This is a genomic window from Allostreptomyces psammosilenae, assembly GCF_013407765.1.
Classification (GTDB): domain Bacteria; phylum Actinomycetota; class Actinomycetes; order Streptomycetales; family Streptomycetaceae; genus Allostreptomyces; species Allostreptomyces psammosilenae.
Map to the genome: position 1 here is coordinate 213,584 of NZ_JACBZD010000002.1, position 16,449 is coordinate 230,032.

Here is a 16,449-nt window from a genome sequence, read left to right on the forward strand (position 1 = left end):
TGACGGCTGATATCCGTATTGGACAGGGAACGGCTCGGTCTGGTCAGCTCCTCATACTGGCGTCGGGGTGCGCACCGGCGCGCGCCGGGGGAAGGGAGAAGAGACCTTGAGCGAATCGCGACGTGTCAGGCGTCGGGCCAGGACCCGCACGCTGGCGGTGGCCGTGCTGATCGCGGCGAGTCCGCAGCTCGCCGGGTGTGGGCTGTTCGGTGACGGTGAGGATCCGGCGGACCAGGCCCGGGGGGTGGCGGACGAGTTCCTGCGCACCTGGTCGGCCGGGGTGCCGGCGTCCGCGGCGGCCGTCACCGACAACCCGACGGCGGCCGAGCAGGCGCTGACCACCACCATGGAGAACCTGGGCCTGCCGGCCTCCTCGATGGAGTCGGGCGAGCCGGTGGAGAACGAGGACGGCTCCTTCACGGTGCCGTTCACCGTCCGGATGTCCTTCCCGACCGGCCCCGACGCCGGCGCCGAAGCGGAGGCCGACGCCTCCGCATCCCCCTCGGACGGTGCGGCGGACGCCTCCACCGACGCCGCCGCCTCGCCCTCCGCGGACGCCTCCGGGGCGGCGGACGCGGGCGAGGTGGTCACCTGGGAGTACACCAGCGAGCTGACCGTGGTGGAGACCGACGGCGGCGAGGGCGAGCGCCAGATCGTCTGGGACCCCACGGTGATCCACCCCGAGCTCACCGACAGCACGGTGCTGCGGCTGAGCGAGGAGGAGGCCGAGCCGGCGGACGTGCTCGACCGGGACGGCCAGACGTTCGACGGCGCCGCGCCCGCGCTGGTCGGCTACGACGGCAGCGGCGGGCTCACGGCCCGCTACGCCGACCAGCTCGCCGGCCGGTCGGCGACCGCCGTGGAGCTGGCGGACCGGGCCAGCGAGGAGACCCAGGAGACGCTGTTCGAGATCTCCGAGGCCACCCCGGGCACGCCCGTGCAGACCACCATCGACGCGGAGGTGCAGGGCGCCGCCGAGGCGGCGCTGGAGGACGTGGAGGTCAACGCGGCGCTGGTCGCCCTGGACGCCACCAACGGCGAGGTGCTGGCCGTGGCGAACAACCCGGCCAGCGGGTTCAACCGCGCCCTGGAGGGCCGCTACCCGCCCGGCTCCGACTTCAAGGTGATCACCGCCGCGGCGCTGCTCCAGGCCGGTGTGACCCCCTCCACCCCGGTGGAGTGCCCGCGCACCGTCACGGTGAACGGGCAGTCGTTCGAGAACCAGGACGAGTTCGTGCTGGAGGACGGCTCCACCTTCCGCGACAACTTCGCCAACTCCTGCAACACGGGCATCATCTCGCTGCGTGACCGGCTCAGCGAGGACGCGCTGACCAACACCGCCGCCCAGTTCGGCATCGGCGCGGTCTGGGAGGTGGGCGCGGCGACCTTCGACGGCAGCGTCCCGGTGCCCGGGAGCCCGAACGAGCTGGCCGCCAACATGATCGGCCAGGGCACGGTCGAGGCCAGCCCGCTGGTGATGGCGTCCGTCGCGGCCACCGTGCGGTCCGGTGCCTTCCACCAGCCGGTGGTGGTCCCGGACGCCGTGGAGAACCCGCACGAGGTCGAACCCCTCGACCCCACGTTGGCCGGGCAGCTGCGCGAGCTGATGGGCGCGGTCGTCACCGAGGGTTCCGGCGAGGCGCTGCGCGGCCTGCCGGGCGAGGTCGGCGCCAAGACCGGCACCGCCGAGTTCGGCACCGAGAACCCGCCGCGCACCCACGCCTGGATGATCGGCTACCAGGACGACGTGGCGTTCGCGGTGCTGCTGGAGGACGGCGGCTCCGGTGGCCGGGACGCCGGCCCGGTGGCGCGCGCGTTCCTCGACGAGCTGGCCACGGCCCGGAACTAGCGCGACGACACGCGGTGACGGCCGGTTCGCGCCCCGCCCCCTCCCCGGTGGAGGGGGCGGGGCGCGCCGGCCGTTGGTGGGGCCACGGCGACGGTCTTGCGGGGGCGTGCCGCAAGGAGGTTGAGGACGGGCGTCTAGCCTGGGGCCATGGCTTCCCCCCACGCCTCCGTACCCGCCGCCCCCGAACCCACGGCGGGTTCCCCGGTCGCGCCCACCGTGGGCTTCGACCTCGACATGACCCTGATCGACTCGCGCCCCGGCGTGAAGGCGGTCTACGACCGGCTCGCCGAGGAGTCCGGCCGCTTCATCGACAGCGCCCTGGCCGTCACCCGGCTCGGCCCGCCGCTGGAGGTGGAGCTCGCCCACTGGTTCCCCCAGGACGAGATCCAGCAGGCCGGTGACCGGTTCCGCGCCCTCTACCCGGACTACGCGATCGAGCCCTCGCCGGCGATGCCGGGCGCGCTGGAGGCCGTCGAGGCGGTGCGGGCGGCCGGCGGGCGTCCGATCGTGGTGACCGGCAAGTTCCAGCCCAACGCGGTGCTGCACCTGAAGCACCTCGGCATCGAGGTGGACGAGGTCTACGGCTGGCTGTGGGCCGACGCCAAGGGAGAGGCGCTGCGCGAGCAGAACGCCACCGTCTACGTCGGCGACCACATCGGCGACATCAGGGGCGCCCAGGCGGCCGGCGCGGTGAGCGTCGCGGTGCCCAGCGGCCCCATCTCCGCGGACGAACTGGCGGCGGCCGGCGCCGACGTGGTGCTGCCGGACCTCACCGCCTTCGGCGACTGGTTCGCCGACTACGCCGCCCGCGCGCGCTGATCCCCCCGCGCGCTGATCTCCTTCCCTCCACCTTCCCCCACCCCCCGGCGGCGACCGGTCAGCGTGGCGCCCTCGCGCCGCCCGCGCTGGCCGGTCGTCGTGTGTCATGGGCATGCGCGTGGACGGACGGTCAAGGATCCGGCCACTCCTCGCCAACGACTTCCCAGCGCAGCCCGGCCATTCTGACGGTGGGACGGCGAGACGATCCGCGTCGCCGTCCGACGGGGGATCTCGTCCGGATCCCTTCGGAACACGTCCGCGCGCGCCGTCGGGGGACGGCACGCAGGGGAGGTCTCAAGATGAAGCGCACTTTCCGCAGGACCGCGCTGGTCGCCGTGATGGCGCTCGCCGTCCTTCCGGCCGCCACCGGGGTGGCGTCCGCCGCCAACGGCACGTGCGGGACGGGGGAGTTCTGTCTCTGGGAGAACCAGGACTTCAACGGCAGCAACGACGGTGGCATCTACGAGTGGACGGGGGACGACTCCGACTACAACAACGACGAGTGGTACAACACGGACGACGGGCTGGACAACGAGGCCAGCTCCGTCCGGAACCTGGAGTCGTGCGCGGTGCGGTTGTACCAGCACGTCAGCCACGAGGGCGCCTACACCACCTTCCAGTCCGGCGACGATGACGGCTACCTCAACAACAACAACATCGGCGACAACCGCGCCAGTTCGCACCGGTCGGTCTGCTGAGGGTGACCCGGCGGGCACGGGGCGGCACCGCCCCGTGCCCGGCCGCACACTCCCCGCACCGTGACCGCCGGGAGGTGGGATGAGGCATCGAACGAGGAACGCCGCCCTGGCCGCCGTCGCGCTGATCGCCCTCGGCGGCGGGTACTACGGGCTGTCGGCTGGCGGGGGTGAGGGCGATGCCGCCGGTGGCGGGCCGTCCCCGGCCGAACGGGCCGCCGCGCTCGACCTGACCCTTCCGCTGGACGCCTACCGGCTCGACCACGCCGCCGAGTCCGAGGTCCGGCGGGCCCGGGACCTGCTGATCCGGGACTGCATGGAGCAGGCGGGCTTCGAGTGGTACGTCTCCACCGAGGCGTCCGCGGACATCGATCCGGCCCGCCGCCGGTACGGGGTGATCGACCCGGGTGTCGCCGAGCGGTACGGGTACCACCTGCCGCCCGATCCGCGCTCGGCGGAGGTCGAGCGGGTGCGCTCGGAGACGCTCGCCGAGCCGGGGGCCGAGGCGGCCTACTTCGGGCCGGCCGAGTCCGAGGAGGGCTGCGTCACGAGCGCCGACGAGCGGATCGCCCGGGGCGCGGGCGAGGCCGACCACGCCCTCTTCACCGACCTCGACTTCGGCTCCCTGGACCGCTCCGACCTCCACCCGGACGTCGTGGCCGCCAAGGAGGACTGGCGGGAGTGCATGAGCGCCCGCGGCCACTCCTACGACACCCCGCGCGACGCCGCGGGCGACGAGGCGTGGGACCTGGACGCCCCGGAGGCGACCGAGGCGGAACGGGCGGTGGCCGCCGCCGACGTGGCGTGCAAGCACGAGGTCGGCCTGGTGGAGACCTGGGTGCGGGCCGAGACGGACATCCAGCGCGACATGGTCGCCGAGCACGCGGCCGAGCTGGAGCGGGTCGGGGCGGCCAACGCGACGTACCTGGAGAACGCCCGGGCCGTCCTGGCCGAACTCGGCGGCGGCTGACCGGCCGCTCCGTCGAGCCGATCCGCGATCCGCGATCCGCGATTCGCGACCCGTACCGGAAGCCGAACCACCGGCCCGCCGGCCCCGACAGCGTCGTCGGGGCCGGCGGGCCGATGGCGGTTCAGCAGGCGATCCGGTGCGCGTTCGCGCCCGCGACCCCGATCGGGTCGTTGCTCAGGTCGACGTCCCGCGCCCCCGGCTGGAAGGACTGCCAGGCCCCGGAGTAGCCGGCGTACTGGTAGACCTGCACGGTGCAGGCGTTCCGGTTCCACAGCGAGCCGATCCGGCCGCCGACGCTGTCGCCGCCGCCCGGCCAGGTGTCGTCGCGCCAGTCGTCGTCCGAGCGGGTCCACTGGTAGGCGCGGCCCTGCTGGCCGGGCTGTTCCCAGACGCAGAACTCGCCGGCCGCGCACGTCTCGTCGGCGGCGGCCACGGCCACGCCGGTGGCCGCCGGCAGCGCCGCGGCCGCGACGGCGGCGACCAGCGCCGCCCGGAGGCGCCACGCGGGCCGGGCCGGCGCCGGCCCGACGGGCGCGGGCCCGTGGGACGCAGTCTGCTGTGCTGTCAGGTGTGCTGTCGGGCGTGGGGTACGGCTCATCGAGGACCTCCCAACGCGCGCCCCTCCAGGGACGCGCCCAGACGCGGGATCAGGTGGGATCGCTTGCCTCCCACCCTGCCGCGACCTCCTCCGGAAGTCCTTCGCGAGGAGTGCACGAACCGTTGACCCGGCGTCCACACCCCTCAGCGTCCACACCCCTCAGTGCGCAGCCCGGACGGCCACCGCGGTCACCGGGTCAGCACCGGGTCGCCCCACACCGGCATGCTGTCGCCGTCCTCGCACTCCACCGCCAGGCGCAGCCGCAGCACGTTCCGCACCGGGACGCTGATCCGCACGGCCTCCCCGATCGCGGCGTGCTCCTGGGCGATCTCCTGGCCGTCGGCGATCACGCTGAAGGTGCCCTCCGAGCCCGAGGGGGAGTAGTCGGACATCCCGACCGTCACCGAGAAGGTGTCCCACTCCCGGCGCAGGTAGTACTCCACCCAGGTGCGGTCGTAGCAGGCGTTGGCGACCACCGAGCGCTCGTACTCGGTCGCGTCGATGGTGCCGCGTCCGGCCTCATGGTCTCGCCCGGAGTCCACCGGATCCTGGATGGACAGGTACATCTGGTCGGAGCCGAGGGAGGGCGCCGCGCCGCCGTCGGCCGACGTCGAAGGCGAAGGCGACGGCGCTCCCGGATCCGTCCCCGCCGAGGGCGTGCCGCTCTCCGCGGGCGCGTCCGTCTCCGGTTCCGTTTCCGTCCCCGTCCCGGCGCCCGTCTCCGAGGCGCTCGGCGAGGGCTGCGCCGCGGGCGCGGAGGCGGACGGGCCGGCCGCGTCGTCGGCCGGCGGATCGAGGGGCTGGACGGTCTCGCCGTCGGCGCCCCGCGCCCCGGTTCCGTCGTCGCCGCCCCCTCCGAGCAGTGCGCCCACCGCCGCCGAGCCGGCTGCGACGACCACGCAGGCCACGGCGATCGCCGTCACCGTCAGCGCCCGCCGGCCGCGCCGCGGCGCCGGTGCGGGCGGTGCCGCCGCCCCCGCCATCCCGGCCGTGCCGACGACGGCGCCCGGCGTCGGATGCCCCGGAGCCGTCGGCGGGTGCGGCGGCGCGGTGGGTGGCGTGGGCGGCACAGGCGGCACGTTCGCCGCCCCGGCCGTCCGTGCGGAGGCCGCCCCGACCCCGGCCGCCCCTGCGGCTCCGACCCCTGCCGCCCCGGCCGCCCCGGCCGTCCCGGCCGCCGCGCTCCACGGCCCCGAGGTGGCGGCGGCCCGGATGGTGCGCAGCCAGTCCACGGCGGACGGCCGCTCGGACGGGTCGGTGGAGAACATCGCCAGCGCGCGCTCCCGCTGCCGCCCGTCGGCCCGTTCCAGCTCCGGCAGCGTGGCGAAGGCGTCGCGCAACTGCTCCGGGGACTGCGGCGGCTCCTCGCCGGAGAGCAGGAAGTACGCCACGGCGCCGAAGGCGTACCGGTCGGTCGCCGGGGTGTACTCGCCGGAGAGCACCTCCGGCGCGGCGTAGCCGGGGGTGAACCACGGGCGGCTGGTCAGGTGCCGGGCGCTGATCTTGCTCAGGCCGAAGTCGACCAGCGTGGCCTGGCCGTTGACGTCGATCATCACGTTGCCGGGGGAGAGGTCGCCGTGCACCACCGTGCGGCCCGACGGGGTGGCCCGCCCGGAGTGCAGCCAGTCCAGCACCTCGGCCACCTGCTCCAGGTGGGCCAGCGCCTGCCGACGGCCGCGCGGTCCCTCGGAGAGCCGTTCGGCCCGCCAGTCGCGCAGGTCCAGGCCGTCCACGTGGTTCATCACCAGGTACAGCGCCCGCTCGGGCGGCGGCGCGGTGGCGTCGCCGTCGGCCGTCGCCGCCGCTTCCCCCTCCGGAGGCGACAGGGGCGCGGCCCGGTGCGGGACGGCGCCCTCGAAGTGCTCGCGCACGCCGACCACGCCCATCCGGCCGATGAAGCGGAGCAGTTCGGCCTGCTCGGCCCACCGGGAGCCCAGCTCCCGGAAGGCCTCGGGGCCGCCCGCCGACGTGGCGTCGAGCACCTTGACCACCACCGGCTCCACCGCGCCGGCGAGGGTCACCTCGGCGAGGTACAGCACGGCCTCGCCGCCGTGGCCGATGGACCGGATCAGCCGGTACTTCTCCGGCTGCGCGTCCGGGCCGACGTACATCGCGGTATCCACTCGTCCCCCTGGTCGTCCTGGTGTCGCGCGGGGGCGCCGCCTCCCGCCGCACTGCCCGGCCCATTACCGTACCGGCCGCTCCGCGCAGCGACCATGACGGAGAGTCATCCGTGCTGAAGCGTTACGCACCCCTGCGCCCCACCCCGCGACCCCTTCGCATCGTCACGCTGGGCATCTATATAGCTACATATCGACATCTCCTCTCGGGCTGCCCGCGCCTGACCGCGCGCCCGTCACGAAGGGACAGCATGCGTTGATACCGGGGCCGACCCTCCGCCGACCCGTCGCCACCCACCCGCCCCTCGCCCGCCCATCCCTCAGCCGCCGACGCCTCCTCGGCTTCGCCGCCGCCACCGCCGTCTCCGCCGCCGTCTCCGTCTCCGGCGGTGTCGGCGGCCTGCTCGCGGGCCCGCGCCGAGCGTTCGCGGACACCACGACGCTCCCCGGCGTGCTCAACGTCTCCGCCCCCGGGCTGTACCCGGAGGGCGTCGCCTGGGATCCCAGCCGGGAGACCTTCCTGGTGGGATCCGGTGCCCAGGGCAGCGTCTCGGTCGTGGACCTGGAACGGCTCACCGTCACCACCCTCGTCCCGCCGATCGGCCGGGTCGCCACCCAGGGCCTGGCGGTCGACGGCACGCGCGGCCGCGTGCTGGCCGCCTACAACAACTGGGGGCCACGGCTCGGCGATCCCAGCCGGGCCGCCATGTCCGGGCTCGGCGTCTTCGACCTCGCCAGCGGGGAGACGTTGCACCTGGTGGACATCTCCGCCGGCGGCCGGGGGGAGACCTGCGCCAACGACGTCACCGTGGACGAGGCCGGCTACGCCTACGTCACCGACTCCGCCGCCGACCGGCTGATCCGCGTCGACCCGGACGGCCGCGTCACCCACACCATCACCGCCCCCGGCTTCGAGACCGAGGAGATGGGCCTCAACGGCGTCGTCGTCCACCCCGAGGGGTTCCTGCTGGTCGGACGCTACGAGGGCGCCCGGCTGTTCCGCGTCGCCGACCCGGCGGCCTCCGACACCCCCGCCGTCACCGAGGTGCCCGTCGACCCCCCGCTGACCACCATCGACGGCATGGCGCTGCGGGCCGACGGCTCGCTGATCGTCGTCTCCAACGACATGGCCACCGACGGCGAACCCGGCCACCGCGACGCCGTCACCATCCTGCGCTCCGACGACTCCTGGGCGTCGGCCCACGTCGCCGAGCAGCGCGACTGGCCCGAGCAGGACCCCTCCACCGTCGCCGTCACCCCCTACGGCGAGTACGTCCTCAGCGGCCGGATACGCGAGATCTTCGAACCCAGCGACCAACCCCCCACCGACTTCGTCCTCCGCGCCTGGTGAGGCCGGGCTGCCCCCTCAATGCCGCTCGGGCAGTTGGAGACTCCCCCGCGGAGCGGCTCAGGGCTGCTCAGCGGTTGCGGCGGTAGGAGGCCAGCCAGACCAGGAGGAAGACGGCCAGCGGCACTGCGAGGACGAGGACGGCCAGCAGCCAATCGGGCACCTCACCGGCCGGCATGAACATGGACAGGGTGCCCGTGCCGATCAGGGCAGCCGTCCCCCAGAACATCCCCGCCAGCAGTCCCGTCCGGGCCGCATCGCGGCGGGCGATCCGGAGTGAGACCTCGGCGGACGGGCGCCAGTCCGGGCCGCGCAACGCGGCCCACGCCGCGCGCATCAGCTCCACCTCGTCCCGGACGGAGGACACGTGGACGTCGTCCACGTAGCGCAGCGGCACGCGGCGGCCGTCCGACCGGTACGCGTTCGCGATCACGCGCGGCCCATAGCGCCGCACGACGGCGGTGAGCTCCTCCTCGGCGTGCAGGGCCTGGATCTCCGCCCACCTCAGCCGCGTGCTGCGGAAGACGCCGCGTACCCGGATGCCGTCGAGGTCCACGACGGTGCCGCACCGGGAGGCGGCGAAGGCCAGTGACCCGATGAGGCCGGCGACGAGCACCACGCCGACGACCCCCACCCAGCCGGGAACCCCCTCCACGAGCAGGAGCGGCAGGAGCGGGGGAACCGTCCCGAGCCCGGCCGCGACACAGAGGCTCGCGGTCCGCCCCGCCCTCGCCCGGTACTCCCGAGGCAGCGCCTCGACAGCCATGCCCGTCCGCATCCTCATCCCCATCCCCGTCCCCGTGGCCCCGACGCGGCTCCAGCCTACGAACACCCGCCCTCCACGGACCCCTCCCGTCGGCTCACACCATCCCGTGCGCCCGCAGGATGGTGAGGGCGCGGACGGTGGACCAGCCGCGCCATTCGAGGGCGGCGGCCTCGGAGTGGGAGTGCCAGTCGACGATCCAGCCGCCGTCGGCCTGGCGCTCGGCGGCCAGGCGGGTGAGGTCGGCCTCGACGGCGTCGGGGGCGAGGAGGGCGCGGAGCGGCCGGTGCGGCTGCGGGGAGAAGTCGAGGGGGCGCATGGCCTCGCCGTCGGCGCCGCCCTCCACGGGCAGGACGGCATCGGCGGGGAGCCACGCGGCGAGGCGGGCGAGCTCGGCCGGTGCGCCCGGCAGGACGTCGTGCGCGGCGTCGAGGAACCACAGGGCGTAGCGGTACTCCAGGGCGTGGCGCGGGGCCTCCAACTCCGCGATCCGGCTCCGGCAGTACTCCGTGGCACGGGCGAGCCAGGGGTGTTCGCGGACGCCCGGGTCGTGGCGGGCGACGCGGTGGGCGAGGGCGGCCACCACGGCGGTCAGGTGGAGCGACGAGACGCGCGGGTCCTCCTTCAGCCACAGCGGGGCGCAGCCGGCGGTGTCGGCGTCCGGGACGGGCAGGGCGAAGGGCAGGCCTCCGTCGGGCAGGGTGACGGAGGCCAGCCAGTCGCACAGCCCGGCCGCGAGGCGCCGGGCGGCCGGGGGCAGGTCGGGGCCGATGTCCTCCAGGGCCTCGAAGGCGTGCAGGGCGTGGCCGGGCTGGCTGACCGGCGCGCGCAGGTCGGGCTCCAGGCTCCAGCCGAAACCGCCGTCGGGGTTGCGGTAGGCGGCCAGGGCGGAGACGACGTCGTCCGGGTGCGCGCGGCCGGTGAGCAGGTCGAAGCGGCGGCGGTCGAGGAGGCGGGCGTGGGTGGCCATGAAGGCCGCGGTGGCGGAGAGGTCGGTCGTCATGGGCACCAGGCTGGTCGATCCGGCCCTGAGCTGGCTTGGACGAATGGGACTTCCGCGCACCCGCGCACCCGCGCACCCGCGCACCCGCGCACCCGCGCACCCGCGCACCCGCGCACCCGCAGTCCCCCGGGCCGTCAGAACAGCGCGGCGGCCTCGCCCGTGGACGTCCGGGGCCCGCGCACGCCGCGCTCGAAGTCGAGCAGGTGGCGCTTGCGGTCCAGGCCGCCGCCGTAGCCGGTCAGGCTGCCGTTGGATCCGATGACGCGGTGGCACGGCACGATGATGCCGACCGGGTTCTTGCCGTTCGCCAGCCCGACGGCGCGGGAGGCTCCGGGGCGGCCGATGCGGTCGGCGAGCTCGCCGTAGGAGATGGTCTCGCCGTAGGGGATCTCCTGGAGCCCGGCCCACACCCGGCGCTGGAACTCGGTGCCGTGCAGGGCGAGCGGGAGGTCGAAGGTGGTGCGCTCGCCGGCGAAGTACTCCCCGAGCTGACGGATCACCTCGCCGAACGCCTCGTCGTCCGGCGTGCCGAAGGTCTCCTGCTCGGGGCGGTGGCGCTGGTCGGTCATGTAGAGGGCGGACAGCACGCCGTCGGTGGCCACCAGGGTGAGGGGGCCGACGGGGCTGTCGATCACGGTGTGGGTGCGGGTGCTCATGGGGTCCTCGTCGAAGACGTGTCGGAGCGGTTCTCGTCGCCGGGCAGGAAGTTGATCGGGTGGGTCCCGGTGGCCCACAGGTACTGGGTGGCGTAGGCGCGCCAGGGGCGCCAGGCCGCCGCGTGGCGGGTGAGGGCGGCCGGGGTGGTGGGCAGGCCGAGGTCCCGGGCGGCGGTCTTGACGCCCAGGTCGGTGGCCAGGAAGGCGTCCGGATCACCGAGGGCGCGCATGGCGATGGATTCGACGCTCCATGGTCCCAGGCCGGGCAGGGCCAGCAGCCGCGCCCGGGTGGCCGCCCAGTCGCTGCCCACGCCGAGGTCGATGTCGCCGGCGGCGAGGGCGCAGACCAGGCCGGTCAGCGCGTCGCGGCGGGCGCGCGGGAAGGCCAGGGCGGCCGGGTCCAGGGCGGCGAGCGCGGCCGGGGTGGGGAAGAGGTGGGTCAGTCCGCCGGCCGGGTCGACGATCTCCTCGCCGTGGGCGAGCACCAGCCGGGCCGCGTGGGTGCGCGCCGCCGCCGTGGAGACCTGCTGGCCCAGCACGGTGCGCACCGCGAACTCCGCCGGGTCGACGGTGCGCGGCACCCGCCGCCCCGGCGCCCTGGCGACCAGCGGCGCCAGCAGCGGGTCCGCGCCGAGCAGTTCGCCGACGGCCTGCGGGTCGGCGTCCAGGTCCAGCAGGCGGCGGCAGCGGCTGATCGCGATCGGCAGGTCCCGCAGGTCGGTCAGCGCCAGCTGGCAGCCGATGTGGTCGGGCAGCGGGCGCAGGGTGGCGGTGCCGTGTCCGTGCGGCAGGCGCAGGGTGCGCCGATAGGCGCCGTCCCGCCACTCCTCCACCCCGGGCACGGCCGTCGCCGCCAGGTGCCCGAACAGGTTGTCCGGGTTGAGCGGGGCGCGGAACGGCAGCCGCAGCGCGATGACGCCCGGCGCGGCCGGCGCGTGGCGTCCGACGGCGCGCCGGCGCAGGTCCGTCGGCGTCAGGTCGAACACCGCCCGCACCGTCTCGTTGAAGGCGCGGATGCTGGCGAAGCCGGCGGCGAAGGCGACGTCGGCCATCGGCAGCCGGCTGGTCTCGATCAGCAGCCGGGCGGTCTGCGCCCGCTGCGCCCGGGCCAGGGCCAGCGGGCCGGCGCCGAGTTCCGCCAGCAGTTGGCGCTCCACCTGGCGGGCGCTGTAGCCGAGCCGCGCCGCCAGCCCGGGCACGCCCTCCCGGTCGACGACCCCGTCGGCGATCAGCCGCATCGCCCGGGCCACCAGGTCGGCGCGCTCGTTCCAGCTCGGCGAGCCGGGGCTGGCGTCCGGGCGGCAGCGCTTGCAGGCCCGGAATCCGGCCTGCTGCGCGGCGGCGGCGCTGGGGTAGAAGCGCATGTTGCGGACCTTGGGCGGCACGACCGGGCAGCTCGGCCGGCAGTAGACGCGGGTGGTCACCACGGCGGTGAAGAACCAGCCGTCGAACCTCGCGTCCTTGGACTGCACGGCGCGCACGCAGCGGTCCACGTCGGTGTACATGCGTCCCAGCATCGTCGCTGGCCACACCCGGGGTCTAGCGGAAATCCGACGCCATCCTCGACGGCCGGGCGGCGTCCGGGAACGGCCCCGCGACGGATCGGCTGGAGCGCGCGGCCGGCATCGGCCCGTCGAATATCGTCGAATCGCTTCGAGGGTATGGACAGGCCCATATGGCCGTGTTTACCTCGTCCAAGTCCGCCGCCGGACGGATCGCGGATCGAACCCGCGGGCATCCGATCGAAGCGCTTCGCTGTGTGTCGAAGCGCTTCGACGACCTGCTCGCTCGCCCGCCTCGACCCGCCCGTCCCGCTCGACCGCCGTCACCGACCCGTGTGAGGAGCGTCCATGGCCACCACCATCATGGAAGTGGCGCGCCATGCCGGCGTGTCGGCCAGCACCGTCTCCTACGTGCTCAGCGGCAAGCGCCCCATCTCGCAGCCCACCCGGGAGCGCGTGCTGGCGAGCATCGCCGAACTCGACTACCACCCGCACGCCGGGGCGCGCGCCCTGGCCGGCAACCGCACGCAGGTCATCGGCCTGGTGATGCCGGTGGGATCGAGCGGCCTGCACCGGCCGCTGCTCGCCGAGTTCATGATGGCGATCAGCGTCACCGCCCGCGGCTACGGCCACAACGTGCTGCTGCTCACCGACCAGGAGGGCCAGCGCTCCGTGGTGGACGCCACCCGCGGCGGGCAGGTCGACGGCCTGGTGATGATGGACGTCACCCTGCACGACCCGCGGGTGGAGACGGTGCGCCGCCTGGGCATCCCGACCGTGCTGATCGGCCTGCCGGCCGAACCGGGCGGCCTGGAGTGCGTGGACCTGGACTTCGCGGCGGCCGGCCGGCTCTGCGTGGACCACCTCGCCGACCTCGGCCACCGCGAGGTGGTCTTCGTCGGCCAGCCCGAGGAGGTCTACCGGCGCCAGACCGGGTTCGCCGAACGCACCCTCACAGGCGTCCTCGACCAGGCCCGGGAGCGCGGGGTGCGGGTCACCCACCGTCCCTGCGAGGGCGGCTGGTCGGCCACCGCCGGGCTGCTGGCGCGGGTCCTGGCGGAACGTCCGTCGGTGACCGCCCTGGTGGTCCACAACGAGTCGGCCGCCAGCCACCTCGCCGGCGTGCTGCGCAACTGCGGGCGGGCCGTGCCGGAGGACGTCTCCGTGGTGGCGATCGGCGCCGACGCCGCCGCGGAGAGCGGCGAGCCGCCGCTGACCTCGATCGCCGTGCCCGCGCAGCGGCTGGGCACCCACGCGGTGCAGGCGCTGATGGCCCACCTGGAGGGCCCGCGGCGGCCGGCCGCGCCGCCGGGCGCCCGCCCCGCGCCGGGGCCGTCCCCGGGCGCGGGCGCCGGGCCGGACGGGCCGGGCGGGCCGCTGCTGCTCCGGCCGGAGCTGACCGTCCGGGCCAGCACCGGCCCGGCCAGGTCCGCCCCACCGCCCCGGGCGCCGCGGCACGGCTGACGGCCGGACGCCACCGGGTCCGGCCACGCGAGCGGGAGGCCGCTCGCCCGGCGGGAGGCCGCTCCTCCGGCGGGAGGCCCGCCCTGGTCGCCGCCCGGTCCCGGTCGCCGCCCGGTCCCGGTCGCCGACTCGCCCCGGTCGGCGGCCCGACGGCCGGCCCGCCGCCCCGCCAGCTCGCCGCCCCGCCCTCCACCAGCCCGGACCGAGGCCGGGCGCGCGGCGCGCTCCACCGCCGTCGACGCCCCCGCTCCCGTCCCGAACACGTCCGCTTCGCGCATCCGTCCAGTGGCGAAACGTCACCCCCGTCCCGCAGCCCGCACGCGCGATAGGAAGCCCATGCGTCCATCCCTTCCCCCGCCCCGCCGGGCCCGGCCGCTGCGCGCCGTCGGCTCCTGCGCCGCCGCCCTGATGCTCACCACCGTCGGCGGCTGCGGCTTCATCACCGCCGAGACCGGTCCGAACACCCTCACCGTCGCCGACTACTACGTCGACGAGCCCGGCAACACCGCGCTGAACTCCCTGCTGGACACCTGCGGGGCGCGGGCCGGCGTCGAGATCCAGCGGGAGACCATGCCCCGCGCCCAGATCGTCCCCAAGCTGCTGCGGGACGCCGCCGCCCGCTCCCTCCCCGACCTCGTGGTCACCGACAACCCCGACCTGGCCTCGCTCGCCTCCACCGGCGCCCTGCTGCCGCTGGACGACCGGATCGACACCAGCGCCTTCTACGAGAGCGTGCTGGCCGCCGGCTCCTACCAGGACACCCTCTACGGCATCGCCCCCGGCATCAACGGCCTCGCCCTCTTCTACGACCGGGAGCTGTTCGCCGAGGCCGGCCTGGAACCCCCCACCACCTGGGACGAGCTGCGCGAGACCGCCCGCCGGCTCACCGACGGCACCCGCTACGGCCTCGCCCTGTCCGCCGTCTCCACCGAGGAGGGGACCTGGCAGTTCGAGCCCTTCCTGTGGGGCAACGGCGGCGAACTCACCGACCTGGACGCCCCCGAGTCCGTCGAGGCGCTCACCTACTGGAACTCGCTCTTCCAGGACGGCTCGGTCTCCACCTCCGCCCTGAACTGGTCGCAGTCCGACGTCACCGAGCAGTTCATCGGCGGCCACGCCGCGATGATGGTCAACGGCTCCTGGAACCTCTCCCACCTCGCCACCGTGGACGGCCCCGACTACGGCATCGTGCCGCTGCCCGTGCCGGAGGCCGGCGGCCGGCCCGCCAGCCCGATGGGCGGCGAGGTCTGGGCGGTGCCGGACCACGGCGGCGGCCCCAAGCAGGAGGCCGCGCTGGCGGTCCTGGAGTGCGTCCTCGACGACGACAACATGTACGAGTGGGCGGCGCAGCGCACCGACGTCGCCACCAAGCCCGCGGTCGCCGAGCGGCTGGTGCGGCAGATCCCGGAGCTGGCGCCGTTCGTGGCCAGCGCGCCGAGCGCCCGGGCCCGCACCGACGTGCTGGGCACCCGCTACCCCGCCGTCTCGGCGGCGCTCAACGCCGCCATGCAGCACGTGGTGACCGGCGGACGCACCCCCGAGGAGGCGCTGGCCGCCGCCCAGCGCGAAGCCGAAACGGCGGACGAATGACGGCCCCGCACGCCCCGCGCGCCGCCGGCCCCGCCCCCCGGGCCGGCGGCGCCCCGCGCCCCGGCGACGCCCCGCGAGCGACCAGGATCAGGCAGGTGCACACCCCATGAGTACCGCGCTCACCCCCGCGCCGGCCCCCGCCCCGGCGGCCGGCCCACCCGCCGCCGGCCGGGCCGGCCGCCGCGCCGACCTGGCGCGGCTGGGCTTCTACCTGCCGGCCACGCTCTACCTGCTGGTGTTCTTCGGCTACCCCATCGTCACCAGCGTGGTGATGTCCTTCCAGGACTACACCGTGAACTCCTTCTACACCGGTGACGCCCCCTGGAACGGGCTGGCCAACTACGCCGAGGTGTTCCGGGACGAGCTCTTCGGCGCCACCCTGTGGCACACCGCCGTCTTCACCGCCGCCTCCCTCGCCTTCCAGTTCGCCATCGGCCTCGCCCTCGCCGTGTTCTTCCGCCGCCACTTCCCGCTCGGCGGCGTGCTCCGCGCGCTGCTCCTGCTGCCCTGGCTGCTGCCGCTGATCGTCTCCGGCACGGTCTTCCGCTGGCTGCTGGACCAGGACTACGGCGTGGTCAACAACGTCCTCACCGGGCTGAACCTGATCAGCGAACCGGTGCCGTGGCTGGTCAGCACCGACACCGCGCTGATCGCCGTGATCATCACCAACATCTGGATCGGCATCCCGTTCAACATGGTGATCCTCTACGGCGGGCTGCAGTCCATCCCCGACACCCTCTACGAGGCCGCCGCACTGGACGGCGCCGGCCCCTGGCAGCGCTTCCGCCACATCACCTGGCCGCTGCTGCGCCCGGTCACCGCCGTGGTGCTGATGCTCGGCCTGATCTACACGGTCAAGGCCTTCGACGTCGTCATCGTGCTCACCCAGGGCGGACCGGCGGACTCCACCCAACTGCTGTCCACCTGGTCCTACGAGCTCTCCTTCACCGACCTCCACTTCGGCCAGGGCGCCGCCGTCGGCAACGTGCTCATCGCCATCGCGATGCTCTTCGCCGTCGTCTACCTGCGGTCCACCCGGCGCGCCGAGGCCGAGCAGGACGCGAGGTAACGA

The 16,449-nt window shown here is 75.0% G+C and carries 14 protein-coding genes; 8 read left to right on the forward strand and 6 right to left on the reverse strand.

The genetic code is table 11. The features are described 5' to 3' along the window. Positions 1-106: 106 nt before the first annotated feature. The 4 genes from FHU37_RS23230 (at position 107) to FHU37_RS23245 (ending at position 4,333) form a co-directional block, all read left to right on the forward strand. Entirely contained in the window at positions 107-1,849 is a 1,743-nt protein-coding gene (locus FHU37_RS23230; RefSeq protein ID WP_246451244.1) for a penicillin-binding transpeptidase domain-containing protein, read from the forward strand. Between the two features lie 147 nt (positions 1,850-1,996). Then, positions 1,997-2,668: an HAD family hydrolase gene (locus FHU37_RS23235; RefSeq protein WP_179816633.1), complete on the forward strand. Its 672-nt coding sequence runs from the start codon at positions 1,997-1,999 to the stop codon at positions 2,666-2,668. Between the two features lie 299 nt (positions 2,669-2,967). Next, positions 2,968-3,366, forward strand: coding sequence for a peptidase inhibitor family I36 protein (locus tag FHU37_RS23240; protein WP_179816634.1), 399 nt, complete (start codon positions 2,968-2,970; stop codon positions 3,364-3,366). Positions 3,367-3,445: 79 nt separating this feature from the next. Continuing rightward, the gene (locus tag FHU37_RS23245) at positions 3,446-4,333 is read left to right on the forward strand and encodes a hypothetical protein (protein ID WP_179816635.1); all 888 of its coding nucleotides are present in this window, start codon (positions 3,446-3,448) and stop codon (positions 4,331-4,333) included. A gap of 121 nt (positions 4,334-4,454) precedes the next feature. On the opposite strand, the gene FHU37_RS23250 is transcribed toward FHU37_RS23245, so the two are convergent. Together FHU37_RS23250 and FHU37_RS23255 are read right to left on the reverse strand one after the other, a co-directional pair. Then, entirely contained in the window at positions 4,455-4,931 is a 477-nt protein-coding gene (locus tag FHU37_RS23250) for a peptidase inhibitor family I36 protein (RefSeq protein ID WP_179816636.1), read from the reverse strand. A gap of 188 nt (positions 4,932-5,119) precedes the next feature. Then, positions 5,120-7,054, reverse strand: a complete 1,935-nt coding sequence (locus tag FHU37_RS23255; RefSeq protein ID WP_179816637.1) for a protein kinase domain-containing protein — start codon at positions 7,052-7,054, stop codon at positions 5,120-5,122. A gap of 253 nt (positions 7,055-7,307) precedes the next feature. Between FHU37_RS23255 and FHU37_RS23260 the strand changes: the two genes are divergently transcribed. Further along, a complete protein-coding gene (locus tag FHU37_RS23260; RefSeq protein WP_179816638.1) occupies positions 7,308-8,402 on the forward strand; it encodes a gluconolaconase in 1,095 nt (364 codons plus the stop codon). Between the two features lie 67 nt (positions 8,403-8,469). On the opposite strand, the gene FHU37_RS23265 is transcribed toward FHU37_RS23260, so the two are convergent. From FHU37_RS23265 to FHU37_RS23280, 4 genes are all read right to left on the reverse strand, one after another. After that, positions 8,470-9,165, reverse strand: coding sequence for a PH domain-containing protein (locus FHU37_RS23265; protein ID WP_179816639.1), 696 nt, complete (start codon positions 9,163-9,165; stop codon positions 8,470-8,472). A 94-nt stretch (positions 9,166-9,259) separates the two neighbouring features. Beyond that, positions 9,260-10,165, reverse strand: coding sequence for a hypothetical protein (locus FHU37_RS23270; RefSeq protein WP_179816640.1), 906 nt, complete (start codon positions 10,163-10,165; stop codon positions 9,260-9,262). 134 nt (positions 10,166-10,299) lie between these two features. Further along, positions 10,300-10,821, reverse strand: a complete 522-nt coding sequence (locus FHU37_RS23275; protein ID WP_179816641.1) for a methylated-DNA--[protein]-cysteine S-methyltransferase — start codon at positions 10,819-10,821, stop codon at positions 10,300-10,302. After that, positions 10,818-12,326 carry an AlkA N-terminal domain-containing protein gene (locus tag FHU37_RS23280; RefSeq protein ID WP_179816642.1) on the reverse strand — a complete coding sequence of 503 codons (1,509 nt, stop codon included), beginning with the start codon at positions 12,324-12,326 and terminating at the stop codon, positions 10,818-10,820. The genes FHU37_RS23275 and FHU37_RS23280 overlap by 4 nt, the downstream gene beginning before the upstream one ends. A gap of 345 nt (positions 12,327-12,671) precedes the next feature. On the opposite strand from FHU37_RS23280, the gene FHU37_RS23285 reads away from it, so the two are divergent. The 3 genes from FHU37_RS23285 to FHU37_RS23295 all read left to right on the forward strand — a co-directional run bounded on the left by FHU37_RS23285 (position 12,672) and on the right by FHU37_RS23295 (position 16,446). After that, entirely contained in the window at positions 12,672-13,787 is a 1,116-nt protein-coding gene (locus tag FHU37_RS23285; RefSeq protein WP_179816643.1) for a LacI family DNA-binding transcriptional regulator, read from the forward strand. A 336-nt stretch (positions 13,788-14,123) separates the two neighbouring features. Then, complete coding sequence (locus FHU37_RS23290; RefSeq protein WP_179816644.1) at positions 14,124-15,377, forward strand: sugar ABC transporter substrate-binding protein; 1,254 nt, start codon at positions 14,124-14,126, stop codon at positions 15,375-15,377. Positions 15,378-15,483: 106 nt separating this feature from the next. Beyond that, complete coding sequence (locus FHU37_RS23295; protein ID WP_179816645.1) at positions 15,484-16,446, forward strand: carbohydrate ABC transporter permease; 963 nt, start codon at positions 15,484-15,486, stop codon at positions 16,444-16,446. The last annotated feature ends 3 nt before the right edge of the window (positions 16,447-16,449 follow it).